Here is a 19,194-nt window from a genome sequence, read left to right on the forward strand (position 1 = left end):
CGATTGCGACAAAGTGACCAATCGTTTTCAGAGCTGCATAGGAAGGGTAATGGATGGCTGGTAGAGCAGGCTTTTTGCCAGAATAATAACAATCCAGTTACAAAGCTGATTTTATTCCCACTTTATTTTATGTTAGAATCAAGTCTCTGGGTCCAATTAGGTCCTCATTATTACACCTGTTGGTGCTTCTGGGAAATTTGTGCGAAACTATTTGCACACACACCGCGTCTAATTACATAGGATAATCAGACGACGTTTGCTCTATCCAAATCGATTACAAAGGAGTCCGATGAACGAACATGAAACTAAACAAAAAACCGATGATCATCGCTGCTGTGTCCGCTCTGGCCGTATCTGGAACGATTTTTGCCAATAGTACATACGCTTCCGATGCCACCAAACAGCTCAAAGCGGTATATGCGAATATTAAAGTGATGTACAACAACCAGGGTGTGACTGTCGATGCAGCGCAGGAGCCATTTATGATTAATGGTACAACGTATGTACCACTGCGTGTGCTTGGTGATGCTGTAGGTAAAAAGGTAGCATGGAACAACACGGACAAAACGGTAGCCATCACCGATACGCAGGTTCAAGTTCCACAATCCACTGTAGACGCATTGAATGCACAAATTCAAAGTCTGCAATTGCAACTGACAAATGCGAATACGCAAAGCACGGGTAAAGATACGACCATTACACAACTGCAAGCACAGGTTAAGGATTTGAACGCTCAAATTACAACCTTGAAAAATCAAATTGCCGACAATTCCAACTCCAGCTCTGGCAATGTAAGCAGTGCGATGACGAAGCTGCAAACTGCGCTGAACAACAGCTATGGCGATTACAGAAGTACAGGTGCCAGCATCGAGCTGACAGGTACTCAATCTTCAGTTAAAGTCTCTGTTCGTGTGAATGAAACAGCATGGAACGACACGTCCAGCAGCAGCCGCAGAACATTGCTGCAAAACATTGTAGACGATATTAAAGACAACACCACATTCAAAAGTGCAACAATCAGCGGTACCGTATACAACAAAAACTCAACCAAGTTGATGAGCTTCACGCTGAACAACAGCAATAGCGTGGTGATTGGTTCCAATGTCGATCTGACAACGGTACAAAAAAACCTGAACAACGACTACGGTACGTATCGTAATATCAAGCTCAGCATCGAGCTGTCCAATGATAACGATGAAGAAATCGTATTCCGCGTTTATGCCAACAAAAGCGATTGGAACCTGCTGACAGACAATCAAGGCACTAGCCTGATGAGCAGTATCGCTGCCGATATCGACGCTGCTTATAGCAATATGGGCAAAAAGATTTACGGCTTTGTATACGATAGCAGCAACCGTTCTAGCATCCTGAAACGTTATAACTAATCGTTAAAGCGTTAAAGATGCCTATATACACAAACCCCGTTGAAACCTTATATCGTAAAGGTCTCAACGGGGTTTTTCTTTTTAAAATAAATTGGCATTCATAGCATCCTGTATATGGAGTATAGATACATCGATATAAATACATAATACATATGCAGATATTCCTTCAGGAAGGAAACAGACGTAAACTAAGATTTAATAGATATCGTTTCAGCGTCTCCGGCTAAGTCATGTTCATTCAAGGCATGATTTTCAGGACATGATTAGATACTCTTCTCATTGATAGCGCTCACTGATCATACAAATCGTGCAGATCGCTGCTTACCAATATTAGATCGTTTAAATTAAACCCTGTCCCCTATATAAGATGGATCGTATAGGTAAAAGCATCAGATCTAGTTTCAGATCTAATGCTCTTATCTACTCTTATTTACTCATCATTAGCTGCCCGTGCTGATCTGATGATACTGCTCTGGAGAGACGAGCACTTCACGCGGTTTGCTGCCTTCATAAGGGCCTACGATACCATGTGCCTCCAGTGAATCAATTAAACGCGCTGCACGGGTATAACCGACACGCATACGGCGCTGTAAGAGCGACACAGACGCTTGTTTAGCTTCTACGACAATCTGCACTGCCTGATCAAACAGTTCATCCTTCTGCTCTTCTATAGCCGTTACCGAATCATCGATCTCCGGCACAATATCTTCATTGTACTGCGCTTCACCCTGATCGCGGCAATAATTAACGATCGCTTCCACTTCCTGATCCGACATAAATGCTCCCTGTACACGTACCGGCTTGGAGGAGCCGACTGGCATAAACAGCATATCTCCTCGTCCAAGTAGCTTCTCCGCTCCACCCATATCCAGAATGGTACGAGAATCGATCTGCGACGATACACCAAAGGCGATCCGTGATGGAATATTCGCTTTGATTACCCCTGTAATAACGTCAACCGATGGACGCTGGGTTGCGATAATCAGGTGAATCCCTGCTGCGCGTGCCATCTGTGCCAGACGTGCAATCGCGTCTTCTACATCCCCCGCAGCAACCATCATCAGATCGGCAAGCTCATCGACGATAACGACGATATACGGCAGAACCGCAGACGGATTATCCTTCACCAGATTGTTATAGCCTTCCATATTGCGTGTACCTGATTTGGAAAATAGATCATAACGCTTTTCCATTTCGACAACGATTTTTTTAAGCGCCAGTGATGCACGACGCGGATCGGTCACTACCGGTGCCAGCAAATGTGGAATACCGTTATAGATGTTCAATTCGACCATTTTCGGATCGACCATGAGGAACTTCACTTCATCTGGCTTCGCTTTGTACAAAATACTGGTGATAATCCCGTTAATACATACCGATTTACCGGAACCGGTCGCCCCTGCTACGAGCAAATGGGGCATTTTGGCCAGATTACCCACAATCGTCTGACCAGCAATGTCACGTCCAAAGGCAATCGATAACCGCGCTTCAGATTCCTGGAATATTTGTGTCTCCATCACTTCGCGCATCGTCACCATTGCTACTTCACTGTTAGGTACTTCAATGCCAATTGCCGATTTGCCGGGAATAGGCGCTTCCATCCGTATATCTTTTGCAGCCAGTGCCAGTGCAATATCATCGGTCAAGCCGACGATTCGACTAACTTTCACACCGACATCAGGCTGAATTTCATAGCGTGTGACCGCCGGCCCACGTACAACTTCCAGCACTTTAGCACGTACTCCAAAACTTTCCAGTGTCGTTTCCAGCTTACGGGCAATTTGCATATAATCATTTTGGTCTGCTGCATGGTTGCTCACCTTTGGCTTAGCAAGCAAACTAAATGGTGGCAAACGATAAGGCTTCGGTGGTGGTGGCGGTGTAACGACCGCTTCTTCACTACCTGCGGCTGTAGCAAGCGTTTGTTCGGCTGCTGTTTCAGACGTACCTGCTCTGATAACATCCGACTCATCTGCTGCCGACATATGGGATGCTTCGTTAGATGCTTGGTTATGGTGTTCTCTTACTGGTTCAATAGGTGTGGATGAAGTATGGAATTCAGTTGCAGACGGTTCTGAATCTGTCGATGCCACTTGATTTTGCACAGCATGCCCAGTTTCTCCTGTAACTGTAACATCACCGGTTTTATACATGGTGTTTCCATCGGTTTCTGTTTCTGGATGAACGGACTGTTCTGATCGAATCTGTTCAAAAAAATCACGGATAATTGGTGTGCGATCCCCTTCTACAGCACTTGCCATTCCAGTAGATGATGCTATACCTGTTCCGGCTGCTCCACCTGCGCCAGCCGCTGATGCTGTTCCTGCACTATGTGCATGTAGGTCAGATGCCATCACAACATCCAGTGCATCGTCCAACAGATCATCCTCCAGATGACGATGATCTGATGAGCTGAATTTAATTTCTCTATCCTGTCCAGTCTGATCATGTTGTTCGGCTGCAATCGTAGTGTCGGAGTCGGCTGACTTACGCGTAGATTTACTACGTGTGATTCGTTTACGTTCTGGTGTAGCCGCATAGATCGTCTCATCCGAATCTGTATCCAACTCGTCTTGCCGGGACTCCCCATATCGTTCTCGGCGTAACCAGGCGAGCAGCCCTTTACTGCGTGCAGACTCTGCATCCTCATCTTGATCTGGCTGCGATGCATGCAATTGTGCTTCTGCTTCAGCAGCCAGCTCCAATTCGCGTTCTTCACGGCGCTCTGCCGCTGCTGCACGTGAAGCCAACCATTGTTGACGCGTAGCTGCACCGATTCGAGCGACCATCGTCTGCCCATATTGTATAATTTGCGCCAGTGACATGCGCGTGATCAACATCAGACTGATGATCAGCATCACAGCGGCGATCAGTTTCGTTATCGTCACTCCGAACAGCATCAGCAGCAGCCACATTTGCACAGCTCCAACATAACCACCTGCTGCCTGTCTTGCAGGTAACGATTCCAGCTGTGCTGCCGGTACATGAATCAGGATGCTCATTAATGTCATCGTACATACGAGTAGTAGCAGTCCGGTTGTACGACTGCTCCAGCCATTAGCCCAGCGCTGACGCAACATCGTCATCAAACCGATATATATACCGGCAAGGGGCAATACAAAATACACTTTCCCCAAAATAAACGAAGTTATGTAATACAAAAAGTATCCTACGGCTGCTTGCCGGGATAGAGCAATCACCGATAACGTAATGAGCAAAATTCCATAAATTTCATATTTCAACAATCCAAGTGCAGGTGCCTGCGTTTTCCGCTTGCGTGCTGTGGTGCCTGTCCTGGTGGATGATGCTTTGCGTTTCGGTTGCGCCGGCTTCCGCGCAGCAGATGGCGAGGACTTCCGGGTCGTTTTGCTTGCTGCTCGTGTTTTCTCGGTTGCTTTCGGCTTAGCCACCTGTTACCACCTCCGATGTGTTATTATAGCATATTTGCTCTTATTTGCGTTCGCCTTTTCAAGCCATAATGCGAACAGTAACCAGCATCTCCATCATACCATTGCACATCCGAAATACATACTTTTCTAAAAAAAAACAAAACCCCTGTTCCCCGCATGGGACCGTCCAATATACCATGCGGAAAATCAGGGGCGACTGGTTGCCCTTACCTATTATTCAAAAAGCACGTTCCTGCTAAAGAGGTCATGTGCTTACACTTCCATAATGATTGGCAGAATCATCGGTCTGCGGCGTGTTTGCTCGTACAGGAAACGGCCAAGCGCGTCTTTGACGCTTGTTTTCAGGGAAGCCCACTCGTTTACGTTTTCGCTCATTAGACGCTGCAATGTGCTCGTTACGATGCGATTTGCTTCGTCCAGCAGTCCTTCCGATTCACGAACATAGACAAATCCACGAGAAATAATGTCTGGTCCGGATACGATCTGACCATTTTGCTTGCTCAGTGTAACGACAACGACCATGATCCCATCTTGAGATAGCAGTTTGCGGTCGCGCAGTACGATATTACCCACATCACCTACACCCAGACCATCGATCAGCACGTTACCGGAAGTGACTTTACCGGCTTTGCGTGCAGCACCATTTTGGATTTCAATAGTGTCACCGATATCGACGATAAAGATGTTGTCTGGATCGACGCCTGTCGCTTCACCCAGCATCGCATGTCTGCGTTGCATACGGTATTCACCGTGGATCGGGATAAAGAATTTCGGTTTCATCAGGTTCAGCATCAGCTTCAGTTCTTCCTGCGAACCGTGACCGGATACGTGAACGCCCGGGTTAGCACCACTATAATATACGTTAGCGCCAAGACGGAACAGTTCGTCGATCGTGCGGCCGATATATTTTTCATTACCAGGTACTGGTGTAGCCGCGATAATAACGCTATCGCCTGGCAAAATATCAACTTTACGGTGTGTGGAGCGTGCCATACGTGTCAGTGCAGACATCGGCTCGCCCTGGCTACCTGTCGACAAAATAACGACGCGATCAGCTGCCATTTTGTTTACTTCTTCCGGTTCGATCAGCATGCCGTCCGGAATGTCCAGATAGCCCAGATCGCTTGCAATACTTACGACATTAACCATACTGCGTCCGATAACCGTAATTTTACGTCCGGTTACTGCTGCTGCGTTCACCACTTGTTGAATACGGTGAACGTTGGAAGCGAATGTCGCTACAACAACGCGCTGTGGCGATTTGCGGAAAATATCTTCCAGCACAATGCCGACCGTTTTCTCGGAAGGGGTATAGCCTGGACGATCCGCATTCGTACTATCCGATAACAGAGCGAGTACGCCTTTGGCACCGATTTCAGCCATACGTTGCAGATTGGCAAATTCATTATTGACCGGAGTATGGTCAAACTTGAAGTCACCTGTGTGAACAACGTTTCCTTCTGGAGTAGCCAGGCAGACACCTACGGAATCTGGAATACTGTGATTGGTACGGAAGAACGTAGCAGTAATGGTATTACCTAGCTTCACTTCGGAATCCTCATGAATCAAAATTCGTTTCGTTTCGCCAAGCAGATTCGCTTCTTTGAGCTTGTTCTCCACAAGTCCCATCGTCAGGCGAGTGCCATAAATAGGTACATTGAGATGCTTTAACACATAAGGCAGGCCGCCGATGTGATCTTCGTGGCCGTGTGTGAGCAAAATACCGCGAACTTTATCCTGATTTTCCTTAAGGTAGGAAATATCCGGAATAACCATATCAATACCCAGCATATCTTCTTCTGGGAATTTCAAACCTGAATCGACTACGACAATGTCATTCGCATACTGAATGACGTACATGTTTTTACCAATTTCACCGACGCCGCCCAGCGCAAAGATCGTCAGCTTTTCGTTATTTGTGTTTTTCTTGGACAATGGAATCTATACCTCCTATAATTGTTGGACGTCGTTTTAATATTTATAAACAAAATCATTTGCTTTTCTGCTACATATTGGAACATTTATAAAACAAATCGCACACGTTGGCTATAACAATACAAACCGGCGATCGCCAGTTAAAGTATGCAAGAAACCAGCATCCGAATGTTTCACATTCTTGCATAATTTGCCGATGTCACGAACACTCTGCCTGACAAAGAATTCTATCAGCAAATTCGTATTACTTTTTTATACCGCACCCAGTCACTTAAGAATATTATACATGATTAAAAAACAAAAACACAAGTCATGTTTGAAACCTCGTCTGCTCAGGCAGTAAAACCCTTTCATATCAAGCAAAACTATCGCTTTAAATCCAGTATCACCTCATTAATAGAGTAGAACGATACATTCCTATACATATAAAAATGCACCCCTTCATGCCCATTACCCTGCCTGACGGCATTTGAATGTGTATAAAGGAGTGCATTCGTTTACGTACATTTTACACAATTGTATTGCTTTGAAGCATTGCTACAGTACAGTGCATACATCCGCTGGAGAGCAGCTGTAGCTCTATAGCCTCTTTTACAGCAATGCCTGAATAAATTCGCGCTGTGCCTCGGATGGACCAATAAGCGGCAAACGTACATCGCCATTTCCATATCCGCGTGTGCAGAGCGCATATTTTACAGCCGATGGGTTCGGCAATGGATCAGGACAAGCAAACAGACCTTTAAACAGCGGCAATAATTGCTGATTGATTTTGGCTGCCTCGGTTACATCCCCACTCACATAGGAATGGATCATATCATGCATTTTTTGACCGACCACATGACTGGCTACGCTAATAATACCGTATGCACCGACCGTAATCGCCGCAAAACCTGTTGCATCTTCACCTGAATAAATGCGGAAACCTTCTGGCGCACCAGCGGCAATTTCCGTCACTTGATCGATCGAAGCACATTCTTTGGTCGCGACGATGTTGCTAATCTGTGCCAGCTGCAATGTCGTTTCCGCAGATAAACAGGTAACGGTACGTCCTGGTACATTGTACAAAATGACCGGCAGTTCGGTCGCAGCCGCAATCGCTTTGAAATGCTGATATAGACCTGCCTGGTTCGGTTTGTTGTAATACGGTACAACGAGCAGCAGCCCGTCCACCCCCAGCTTGGATGCCTCGCGGGTAAGGTGGATCGAGTGCTTCGTATTGTTACTGCCTGTACCGGCGATGATTTTACATCGGCCGGCTGCATGTTTGACAGCGAAACGGAACATTTCGAGCTTCTCTTCATCTGTCAGTGTTGGAGATTCACCAGTCGTACCACAAATAACGAGTGATTCCGATTTTTGTTCCTCAATCAAATAATCAATTAAACGGGCTGTTACATCCCAATCGATCTCATCCTGATCGTTAAAAGGTGTGACCATCGCCGTGATCAGTCTTCCGAAGTCTACCAATGTTTTTCCTCCTTCAATACGGGATGCTTCCCGCAGAACTTGGTCAGATTATAGGTGCAGCTCAAACTGGTTATGCAGCGCGCGAACCGCTGAAACCATATCTTCTTTCTTGACGAGCACCCAGATGGTCGTATTGGAGTCAGCAGACTGAAGGATGGTGATTCCCTGTCCGGTCAAGGCAGCAACGATATGTGCCATAATACCAGGCACACCGTTAATACCGCCACCTACAACAGAAACTTTGGCACAACCGCTGAGGCTGGTTGGCTGTAGTCCCATTGATTGAAGCAGCGTTGTTGCACGCTGCGCTTCGCTATCCAATACGGTATATACCGCGCCATGCGGGGTTACGTTGATAAAATCGACACTGATGCGATTATCCGCCATTGCTTCGAATACTTTGAGCGACAGATTATCGATTCCTTCCTGCTCGGTCACGGTAATCTGAGTCACATTGGTCATATAGGTAATGCCTGTCACAAAACGGTCGACGACACCACCTGGTGAATCGACGAATTGATCTGGACGCGTCACAAGCGTACCTTCACTTTCAGCAAAAGTAGACCGAACACGGACGGGCACCTGTGCCTGCATCGCGATCTCAACAGCGCGCGGATGAATTACCTTGGCACCTTGATGAGCCATATTACAAATCTCATTATAGCTCACAAAAGCAAGCGGTTTAGCATCCTCGACGATACGCGGATCAGCGGTTAGAATGCCTTCAACATCTGTATAAATATCTACCATGTTCGCATGCAGTGCAGCACCAAGCGCCGTTGCCGACGTGTCGCTACCTCCGCGTCCAAGTGTAGTCAGATCGCCATTTTCAGTCTGTCCCTGGAAGCCGGTTACGATAACAACCTTACCTTCTTCCAGTTCACGCAATACACGCTCTGGACGAATCGTCAAAATGCGTGCGTTGCCAAAATTATCATCGGTAATAAAGCCAGCCTGTGCACCGGTTAGAGCAACAGCCGGTATGCCTTCACGAACGAGCATGCCGCTCAGATTTACCGCAGAAATGATTTCTCCGCAGCCCATGAGCAGATCGCGCTCACGCGGGGATGGAACACTGCCGTTCTGGGCAGTGCTGTCCAGCAATGTATCGGTCGCATAAGGATCGCCCTTGCGACCCATTGCGGACACCACAACAACGAGCTTGACCTGCCGGGCAAGCTCGCGTTTGATATGCCGCAGCACATGCTCACGCGCTTCTGGTGTCGAGAGCGATGTGCCACCAAATTTTTGTACAAGGATATTTGTTGTTTTTTGCAATAAGGTCGTCATTGACCACACGCCTCCGTTAGCTGTTGACTGCTGTTTTTGCGGCGATGATCTCGGCGATTTGAACAGCGTTCCATGCTGCGCCTTTAAGCAGATTATCCGATACGATCCACATGTTAAATGCACGCGGATTGTCCAGATCACGGCGCAAACGACCGACAAATACGTCGTTTTGACCGGCTGCTTCGGTTGCCAGCGGATACGCCTGGTTGGATGGATCATCCACCAGTGTAATGCCTGGCGCGTTTTGCAGAAGCTGTTTTACTTCGTCCAGATCAGCGTCCTGTTTGAGTTCTACATATACCGACTCCGAGTGTCCATATACAACCGGGATACGCACACATGTTGTCGTGACTTTAATGGAGTCATCTTCCATGATTTTCTTTGTTTCCCGCACCATTTTCATCTCTTCCAGTGTATAGCCGTTATCCTGAAATTTATCGATTTGAGGAATCGCATTAAAGGCGATTTGATGCTTCACTGGCAGTGCGCCAACTGGCAAAATGTCCGGTTGTACATCTTCACCTGCAAGTACAGCCTGGCTTTGACGCTTCAATTCTTCAATCGCCTGATTACCGGCACCGGATACCGCCTGGTATGTAGATGCGATAATACGATCGATGCCATAACGATCTTGAAGTGGTTTCAGTGCAGCAACCATCTGGATCGTAGAGCAGTTTGGATTGGCGATAATGCCTTTGTGATCAGCGATGCGATGTGCATTCACTTCCGGTACGATCAGCGGTGTATCCGGGTCCATACGATATGCATTCGTATTGTCGATACATACAGCGCCATGACGAACCGCATGCGGAGCTAGCGCCTTACTGATATCACCACCTGCACTGAACAGGGCAATGTCTACACCGGCAAAGCTATCCGGTGTTGCTTCTTCCACGGTAACTTCCGATCCTTTAAACAGAACCTTCTTGCCAGCCGAACGCGCCGATGACAGAAGCTTCAGTGTTTTTACCGGGAAATCGCGCTCCTCCAGCAATCTTACAATCTGTTGACCTACTGCTCCTGTCGCTCCCACAACAGCCACATTAAAGAATTGATTAGACATCTAGCATCTTCTCCCCTTCGATTTTGCAGGGTGCGCATGAACGCACAAGCGGCGGTCTCGTTCAGACCACCGCAGACCCTGACCGGTCACAGCGACCGGAAATGAATTTCAGTATCCTGCAATAATTGTAGAAATGATATCATTCCCTGTTATTTCTTTCAACTGTTTTGCAGAAAAGTTTTAATGCGGTGATATCTAGCAATATGATCTGCCCTATATCATTCAGCCTATAACAGCCATTTCGTTTCAGTCGATCTCCTATCCAATCCAGATCAAAAACGTAGCGACCGTTTGACGGTAACGTTACTTATTTCGTACCAGTATGACCAAACCCACCCGCACCGCGAACGGTCTCAGACAGCTCCTGCACCTGTACAAGATCGGTATCCGGTACGAGCTGGAATACCATTTGCGCAATCCGCTCACCGCGAGCAATCGCAAAAGCTTCCTGTCCGAGGTTAATGAGCAGCACTTTGATCTCGCCGCGATAATCGGCATCGATCGTACCTGGTGTATTCAGGCATGTAATGCCGTGCTTGAATGCTAGCCCACTGCGCGGGCGAATCTGTGCTTCGAGTCCAGCTGGCATCGCCAGTGCAAGACCGGTTGGCACAAGCGCACGCTCACCTGGTTGAAGTACCATTGGCTCTTCAACCGCAGCATACAGATCATATCCAGATGCTTGCGCTGACATTTTACGTGGCAACTCCAAACCTTCGTGGTTGGGTAATGTTTTGATTTCTACCGAAATGGCATTAGTGGACAAGTTCATCTCTCCTTACATTTGCAATGCTTTTATCCGACGAGCCGACCATGGCAAGCGCATAAGGCGCCGCAAACATATCATCAATGACTGCGCGGATATCCTCCATACTCACCTGCTCAATATAGTCGATCGTCTCGTCCACCGTATCGTGCTGACGAAGCATAATTTCATTTTTGCCCAGACGATTCATCAAGCTGCTTGTGCTTTCCAGACTCAGCAACAGACTACCTCTCAGTTGCTGTTTGCCTTGCTCCAGCTCCTGCTCGGTCAATCCGTTTTGCTTGAGATCATGCAGCAACTGATGCGTCAGCTCAAATACATCTTTCGTCTGCTTCGGCGTTGTGCCCGCATAGATCGTGAACAGACCGCTATCCGCATGAGCTGTATAGTAGGAATAGACCGAATACGCCAGACCGCGCTTTTCACGAATTTCCTGAAACAGACGCGAACTCATGCCGCCGCCCAGGGCATTGTTAAGCAGCACCATCGCATAATACTTTGGATCATCTATTTTACCAGCAGGGAAGTTCAAACAGATATGATTTTGTTCGGTTTTCTTTTTGTGGAATACAAGCTCACCTTTAAATTCAGGCGCAATTAGCTGTTGCTCCGGCCCATGCACATCAAAACCGCCAAAATATTTTTCCAGCAGCGGCACGATACGGTCGTCGATATTGCCGGCTACGCTGATTACGGTATTTTCAATCGTATAGCGATCTTTCATAAACAGGCGCAGCTGATCCGGTCCCATCGGTTCCAGACGTTCTGCTGTACCGAGAATCGGATAAGCAAGCGGATGATTGCCATAGGAAGCTACGGTAACGAGATCATGTACCAGATCATCCGGATCATCTTCGTACATTGCAATCTCTTCCAAAATGACATTTTTCTCACGTCCCAGCTCTTCCGGATCCAGCAGTGAATTGAAAAACATATCCGACAAAATATCCAGCGCAATTTCCAGATGCTCATCAAGCACTTTGGCATAAAAGCATGTATATTCTTTACTTGTAAATGCGTTCACATTGCCGCCGATTCCGTCGAAAATTTCGGCGATCTTTTTTGCGTCAAAACGCTTGGTGCCTTTAAATAACATATGCTCTATAAAATGCGAAATTCCATTTGTCACCAGATTCTCATTACGGGAACCAGTTTTAATCCAGATTCCAAATGTGACAGAACGGAAGGTCGGCATTTTTTCCATAACGATTCGCAAACCGTTATTCAATTGTATCCGTTCCATTGACGGGCCTCCTAATTGATAAATGCATTCCTATCCTAACAGAATATGCAACCTTGCTCAAGCGCGATAGCGGTTTGACACGGTTCGGTCAGGGCGGCGCTGATGTGTTGCCATTCGTGAATGATCTATTTGATGTTGATTGGTCGTCTATTTTATATAGAAAGAAAGTGTGCTGGACTGCAAAAACTTGTTTTTATAATACAAATGATTTAGATCATGATATTGGTGTTTTTTAGTATTTTCAGTGGTGATTATTGGATTTAATGGGTGCAATTACAAAATCTAGCACTGGAGTAGAAGCACTGCAAGGCAGGTCTGTCTGCTTGCACAGATGAGTGGTCAGTGCACTCATGGTGATCTATGCACTCCATATGCTAACTCCCAGGCAGCTAAAAATGAAAAAAGAGACAGAAGAAGCTCTGACTCTTTTGCTCATAGGGCTATGAAATTAAGGGCGCAATGCCCTGAAACGATGGCGTCATCGGACGCGAACGATCAGGACTTTGCTTGTTCTGCGTTGTCTGCTGTCAGCAATACTTTGCGGGACAGGTTAACGCGGCCTTGACCGTCGATTTCGGTTACTTTCACGGTGATCATATCACCGATCGCTACTACATCTTCCACTTTTGCTACGCGCTCATTGGAAAGCTGGGAGATGTGTACGAGACCGTCTTTACCCGGGATCAGTTCAACGAATGCGCCGAATTTCTCGATGCGTTTCACTTTACCGAGGTACGTTTCGCCCACAAGCACTTCACGGACGAGGTCTTCGATCATTTTTTGTGCTTTTTGGATCATCTCTTCATCAGAGGAGCCGATAAATACGCGGCCATCCTGTTCGATGTCGATCTTCACGCCAGTTTCATCAATGATTTTGTTGATGATTTTGCCGCCAGGACCGATAACGTCGCGGATTTTGTCCGGATTGATGTTGATGATCACGATTTTTGGAGCGTACTTGGACAGGCTTGTTCTTGGCTTATCCAGCAGTTCGTTCATTTTACCGAGGATATGCAAACGTCCTTCGCGTGCCTGAGACAATGCCTCGGACAGGATTTGACGATCGATACCGTTAATTTTGATGTCCATTTGGATCGCTGTTACGCCTTCCGCTGTACCGGCTACTTTAAAGTCCATATCGCCGAGATGATCTTCCATCCCTTGAATATCGCTCAAAATGGATACGTGGTCGCCGTCTTTGATCAGACCCATCGCAATCCCTGCTACAGGTGCTTTGATCGGAACGCCAGCGTCCATCATAGCCAGTATACTTGCACAAATACTTGCCTGCGAAGTCGAACCATTCGATTCAATAACTTCCGATACGACGCGAATCGTGTATGGGAATTCTTTTTCCGAAGGAATGACTTTGGACATTGCACGCTCACCGAGCGCACCGTGACCGATCTCACGACGACCTGGAGGACGCAGTGGACGCGCTTCACCGACACTGAACGGCGGGAAGTTATAATGGTGCATAAAACGCTTGGATTCTTCTGGTGCAATACCATCCAGAATCTGTACATCGCCAAGTGCGCCAAGCGTACAAATGCTAAGTACTTGGGTTTGACCACGTGTAAACAGACCGGAGCCGTGTGTGCGTGGCAGCAGATTCGCATCACAATCAATTGGACGAATCTCTTCCAGTTTACGTCCATCTGGACGTACTTTATCATGGGTGATCAGACGGCGCACTTCTTCTTTTACGATATCGTGCAGCACTTCTTTTACATCATCCATCAAGTCAGGTGTTTCTGCATATTGCTCTTGGAAATGAGCCACTGCGTCGTTGTTCACGACATCAATCGCTTCCTGACGAGCTTGCTTCTCCGCAATTTTCAATGCATCGACCAGACGCGCTTCAGCAAATGCACGCACTGCTGTGTTCACATCTGCATCGACGGTATGCAGCTTCACTGCCATCTTCGGTTTACCTGCTACCGCAGTCAACTGTTCGATGGTAGTAATAATATTTTGAATTTCGGAATGACCGAACATAATCGCTTCCAGCATGATTTCTTCCGGCAGCTCATTCGCTTCCGCTTCGACCATCATGATCGCATCGCGTGTACCTGCAACGACGAGGTACATTTCACTCACTTCTTGCTGTGCGATGGTCGGGTTAATCACAAACTCGCCATCCACACGGCCGACAGCTACGCCACCGATTGGACCGTCAAACGGCACATCGGAAATGCTCAGTGCAGCCGAAGTACCGATCATCGCAGCAATTTGCGGCTCACAGTCTTGCTCTACACTCATCACATAGTTGGCTACCTGCACATCATTCCGGAAGCCTTCCGGAAACAGTGGACGGATTGGACGGTCAGTCAGACGGCTTGCCAAAATGGCCTTTTCGCTTGGTCTACCTTCACGCTTAATAAATCCACCAGGAATTTTACCTACGGCATACAGCTTTTCTTCATAGTTTACGGTTAATGGGAAAAAGTCCAGATCTTTCGGCTCGGAAGAGGCGGTTACGGTACAAAGCACCGCAGTATCGCCGTAACGTACCATTACTGCTGCATTCGCCTGTTTAGCCAGACGGCCAGTTTCCAGTATGAGGGTTCTGCCTCCGAGCTGCATTTCAACTCGCTGTTCCATGAAATTCCTCCTTTTTAGGTCATCCTACTATTCTATAATCAGCTTCCAATTCCCTGCCGAAAATTAAAAGCGAAAAATATGTGTACTTACAAAAAGCAACCCGGCCGCCGCCGTTGGCTCCGAAAAGACCATACGGCTGAACAACCAGGCTGCTTTGGAATTGCATTTTAGTTTAGCGACGCAGACCGAGTCTTTCGATCAACGTACTGTAACGTTTAACATCGTTCTTCTTCAGGTAAGCAAGAAGCTTACGGCGTTGACCTACCATTTTCAACAGACCACGACGGGAATGATGATCCTTTTTGTGGCTGCGGAAATGATCCTGCAGGTTTACGATGTTTTCAGTCAGGATAGCGATTTGTACCTCTGGAGATCCAGTATCGGACTCGTGAGTTCTGTACTCCTCGATCAATTGGTGCTTGCGCTCTTGAGTAAGTGCCATCCTATTCACCTCCTTAATAGTTTCATTAAAATTCACCGTTAGCCTCGTTACCGGCGGTGAAACTCGTGTAACCAAGCTAAGGTACTGTTACTGAATCGATGAAACAGCAACGTTGTTCAGTATAGCATACACAAATATCAAATAGCAATGCCCTTATAAAAGAATCTGTCTAGCCGATTCCGCATCATGTGTAATCTGTGCCACCAGCTCATCGATCGAACCGAATTTTTGCTCCGGTCGAATATAACCGATCAGTTCAACCGCCAATTGCTGCCCATACAAATCACCCTGGAAATCCAAAATATGCGCTTCAAAGCTCGGACGTGTCTCACCGGTTTGGAATGTTGGCTTAAAGCCAATATTCATCACACCAGCGCGCCAGATACCTTCTACCTGTACACGAACTGCATACACACCAGGACGCGGCACAACATAACGTTCGCTCAGTTGCAAATTAGCCGTTGGGAAGCCGATCGTGCGTCCGCGTTTATCGCCATCAATCACCACACCGCGAATCTGATACGGTCTGCCCAAGAGTTTAGCTGCATGGGCGGCATCACCTTCGCGTAAAGCGGCGCGAATCGCCGAACTGCTTACTTTATGATCTTCCAGCAGGAATGCAGGTACAGTTTCTACGAGCAGTGAATCTTGCCCAAGCTCACGAAGCAGCTCTGGCGTACCTGCGCCACGATGTCCAAAATGGAAGTCGAATCCAACCACTGCTGTATGTACATGCAGTGGCACTAGCATTTGCTCATAAAATTGCTCTGGTGTTACCGCTGCAAATGCATGATTAAACTCCGCTACATACAGCGTATCAACGCCCATTCCGCGCAAAATCTCTTCCTTGATCGAAAGCGGCGTCAAATAGCCTTCATAATCTCCCTTGCCCAGCACTTCCTTTGGATTCGGATCAAAGGTCATCACCGACACGGTAATGCCCAGGCGTCGCGCCAGGCGAATACCATAATCGATCACACTACTATGACCGAGATGGACACCGTCAAATTGTCCGATAACCATAACCTGCGGATCTGCTTCGCGGGGTATGCCGTTTTCAGGCCAGGGATAAGCCAATCTTACTATGTTCACTGTGATATCACCCGCATTTCTACAAATGGATTCATGCATGGCAGGCTGTACGGCTAAAAATGTGTAGCCTGTTGCTGTCGCTGCATGTAATGGTTTGATATTTAAAGCATGATTTGTTAGGTAGATGAAAACACAATCACGGCAGGAACACTTTTACAGGCACGATCCGGTCGCTATCTTCGTCCTGACGGAAAATTCCGATAAATTCGCCTTCAGGTGCGTACAGTTTGAGAAGCCTATCTGCTTCCGCTGTAGGCGTTCCAGCAGGTTCCTGTTTATCTGTAGTGTTAGCAGATACAGAACGTGTCTCAGCTGGGACAGCGTCGCTAGACACGGTATATGGATGAATATACTGACTATCGATATGTTTGCCTTGCAGTGTATGTTTGTATACGGCTGCATCTACTGTGAAAGAAGGCATATTCGACATCGCCTCGTCTGCCGGAATCAAGTGCTGTTCGAGTTCGTTCTGTTCGACCAGTTGCTCGATCTGTTCAAAAGTTAAGCATTGTTGCAAACGGATGCCTGCGGATTCGGTGCGTACGAGTTGTACCATCGTGGATGGAACGCCCAGTGCACGGCCGATATCGACACATAATGTGCGGATATAAGTTCCTTTAGAACATAACACACGGAAGGTAATTTCCGGGTGATCGTCCGGTTTCCAGCCGATCATTTCCAGTTCGTGAATGGTAACTTCGCGGGATTTACGTTCTACGATTTTCCCTTCGCGTGCCAGTTCATACAGGCGCTTGCCGTCTACTTTGACCGCAGAATACATCGGTGGCACCTGCGAGATCGTTCCGGTCATCGTGCTCAGTACATGTTCTACTTGCTGACGATCGATATCGGCGCGATCAATCTGCTCGATCACCTCGCCGGTTAAATCCTCCGTATCGGTAGCGAGACCGAAACGCAGCACCGCTACGTATTCCTTTGGCATTTCTTGCAAATATTCCACGATCCGCGTGGAACGGCCCAGACAGAGTGGTAGTACGCCGGTTACCGCCGGGTCAAGCGTACCGGTATGTCCAATACGCTTCATTCGCACGATACGCCGAACTTTAGCTACCACATCATGAGAGGTGAAGCCTGCTGGTTTATGTACCGCCAGCACGCCGTCAAATTCGTTCATAAAAGCTCCTTTATATATGACACGACTTGTTGTTTGACCTGTTCCAGACTGCCTTCCAGACGACAGCCTGCTGCCTTAATATGTCCACCGCCGCCAAAATGTTGTGCGACTGCGGCAACATCAATCCGTCCCGCGGAACGAAGACTTGCCTTAACCGCATTGTCGTCAATCACTTTGAAAAAGATACCGACTTCTACACCTTGAATATTACGCGGATAATTGACAATACCTTCAAGGTCTTCATTTTCCGCCTGTGTCTGGATCATATGCTCTGGTGTGACGTAGACGTGCGCAATCTTGCCTTCGGCTTCCAGCTCCAGCGTGGACAATGCCAGCGCCAGCACTTTCACCTGTGGTAATGTCACTTCCTCAAGCAGCGTTTCTGCTAGATCAGGCCCGTTTACCCCGAGTTCCAACAGACGCGAAGAGATCTCCATCACTTTTGGCGTCGTACTGGAATAGCGAAATCCACCTGTATCCGTCAACAGACCGGTATAGATCGCTTCTGCTGCTTCACCTGTCCACTCTACATCGAACAGGTTGATCCAATCATATAGCACTTCCGCAGTGGCTGCTGCATCGTCTTTCACGACATTAACCGCTCCATAGCGATCATTCGTTGGATGATGGTCAATATTCAGGATCGCTGCCGTTTCCGACATCCAGTTTTTGACCAGACCAACACGCTTGAAATCCGCACAATCCACGCAAATCACATGCTCATATTGACGCTGTCCGCCATCTTCCAGTAGATTCATAATCTCGTCAGACAGCGTAAGATAACTCATACGCTTTGGAATAGGACCTTCATTTATGAGCGTAAATTGCTTTCCGAGACAAGACAGCAGCCAGCCCACGGCTACCGTGGAACTGACTGCGTCTCCGTCCGGCTGAACATGCGAAACCACTAGAAAATTGTCATGCGCTTCTACAAATGCTTTTGCATCCAGAAGGGCCTGTTCATAGGTCTGCATTGCCGTCTCCTTTGAGGCTTACTCGTCTTTATCGGAATCTTCGCGATGAATCTGATTGATCAGTTGATCGATTCGGTTGCCGTAAGCAATCGACTCATCAATTTTGAACAGCAGTTCAGGCGTATGACGCAACCGGATGCGCTTGCCGATTTCGGAGCGCAGGAATCCAGATGCTTTTTCAATCCCTTTGAGTGAACCTGTTTTTTGTTCTTCATCACCTAGCACGCTGAGGTATACCTCAGCTTGTGATAGGTCATTCGTTACATCCACGCCGGTTACCGTAACGAAACCGATGCGTGGATCTTTGAGTTCATTTTGGATCAGCAGGCTCAGTTCTTTTTTAATCTGTTCGCCTACTCGTCCTGTTCTAATTTTAGCCATTGTTTTT

14 protein-coding genes are annotated in these 19,194 nt (G+C 47.4%); 1 reads left to right on the plus strand and 13 read right to left on the minus strand.

Translation table 11 applies throughout. From position 1 onward, the window contains the following. Positions 1 to 299: 299 nt before the first annotated feature. Complete coding sequence (locus tag AAHF22_RS00695) at positions 300 to 1,385, plus strand: stalk domain-containing protein (RefSeq protein ID WP_347323044.1); 1,086 nt, start codon at positions 300 to 302, stop codon at positions 1,383 to 1,385. Positions 1,386 to 1,825: 440 nt separating this feature from the next. Here AAHF22_RS00695 and AAHF22_RS00700 read toward each other — a convergent pair whose 3' ends face one another. From AAHF22_RS00700 to rbfA, 13 genes are all read right to left on the minus strand, one after another. Continuing rightward, a complete protein-coding gene (locus AAHF22_RS00700; protein WP_347323045.1) occupies positions 1,826 to 4,795 on the minus strand; it encodes an FtsK/SpoIIIE family DNA translocase in 2,970 nt (989 codons plus the stop codon). 252 nt (positions 4,796 to 5,047) lie between these two features. Beyond that, positions 5,048 to 6,730, minus strand: a complete 1,683-nt coding sequence (locus AAHF22_RS00705; protein ID WP_347323046.1) for a ribonuclease J — start codon at positions 6,728 to 6,730, stop codon at positions 5,048 to 5,050. A 591-nt stretch (positions 6,731 to 7,321) separates the two neighbouring features. Further along, complete coding sequence (gene dapA, locus AAHF22_RS00710) at positions 7,322 to 8,197, minus strand: 4-hydroxy-tetrahydrodipicolinate synthase (protein WP_347323047.1); 876 nt, start codon at positions 8,195 to 8,197, stop codon at positions 7,322 to 7,324. A 48-nt stretch (positions 8,198 to 8,245) separates the two neighbouring features. After that, positions 8,246 to 9,487, minus strand: coding sequence for an aspartate kinase (dapG, locus tag AAHF22_RS00715; protein WP_347323048.1), 1,242 nt, complete (start codon positions 9,485 to 9,487; stop codon positions 8,246 to 8,248). 16 nt (positions 9,488 to 9,503) lie between these two features. Then, positions 9,504 to 10,550 (minus strand): aspartate-semialdehyde dehydrogenase, encoded by a 1,047-nt coding sequence (locus tag AAHF22_RS00720; RefSeq protein ID WP_347323049.1) that lies wholly within the window; start codon positions 10,548 to 10,550, stop codon positions 9,504 to 9,506. A 307-nt stretch (positions 10,551 to 10,857) separates the two neighbouring features. Continuing rightward, positions 10,858 to 11,316: a dUTP diphosphatase gene (gene dut / locus AAHF22_RS00725; RefSeq protein WP_347323050.1), complete on the minus strand. Its 459-nt coding sequence runs from the start codon at positions 11,314 to 11,316 to the stop codon at positions 10,858 to 10,860. After that, entirely contained in the window at positions 11,306 to 12,559 is a 1,254-nt protein-coding gene (locus AAHF22_RS00730) for a M16 family metallopeptidase (protein ID WP_347323051.1), read from the minus strand. Before AAHF22_RS00730 ends, dut begins: the two co-directional genes overlap by 11 nt. A gap of 495 nt (positions 12,560 to 13,054) precedes the next feature. Continuing rightward, a complete protein-coding gene (pnp, locus tag AAHF22_RS00735) occupies positions 13,055 to 15,163 on the minus strand; it encodes a polyribonucleotide nucleotidyltransferase (protein WP_347323052.1) in 2,109 nt (702 codons plus the stop codon). Between the two features lie 172 nt (positions 15,164 to 15,335). Next, entirely contained in the window at positions 15,336 to 15,605 is a 270-nt protein-coding gene (gene rpsO, locus AAHF22_RS00740) for a 30S ribosomal protein S15 (protein ID WP_188776702.1), read from the minus strand. A gap of 153 nt (positions 15,606 to 15,758) precedes the next feature. Further along, complete coding sequence (locus tag AAHF22_RS00745; protein WP_347323053.1) at positions 15,759 to 16,697, minus strand: bifunctional riboflavin kinase/FAD synthetase; 939 nt, start codon at positions 16,695 to 16,697, stop codon at positions 15,759 to 15,761. A 136-nt stretch (positions 16,698 to 16,833) separates the two neighbouring features. Next, on the minus strand, positions 16,834 to 17,832 hold the full coding sequence (gene truB / locus AAHF22_RS00750) for a tRNA pseudouridine(55) synthase TruB (protein ID WP_347323054.1): 999 nt from the start codon (positions 17,830 to 17,832) through the stop codon (positions 16,834 to 16,836). Next, positions 17,829 to 18,806 (minus strand): DHH family phosphoesterase, encoded by a 978-nt coding sequence (locus AAHF22_RS00755; protein WP_347323055.1) that lies wholly within the window; start codon positions 18,804 to 18,806, stop codon positions 17,829 to 17,831. Before AAHF22_RS00755 ends, truB begins: the two co-directional genes overlap by 4 nt. An 18-nt stretch (positions 18,807 to 18,824) precedes the next feature. After that, positions 18,825 to 19,187 (minus strand): 30S ribosome-binding factor RbfA, encoded by a 363-nt coding sequence (gene rbfA / locus AAHF22_RS00760; RefSeq protein ID WP_347323056.1) that lies wholly within the window; start codon positions 19,185 to 19,187, stop codon positions 18,825 to 18,827. Positions 19,188 to 19,194 lie beyond the last annotated feature (7 nt).

The organism is Paenibacillus wenxiniae (genome assembly GCF_039822605.1).
Classification (GTDB): Bacteria; Bacillota; Bacilli; order Paenibacillales; family Paenibacillaceae; genus Saccharibacillus; species Saccharibacillus wenxiniae.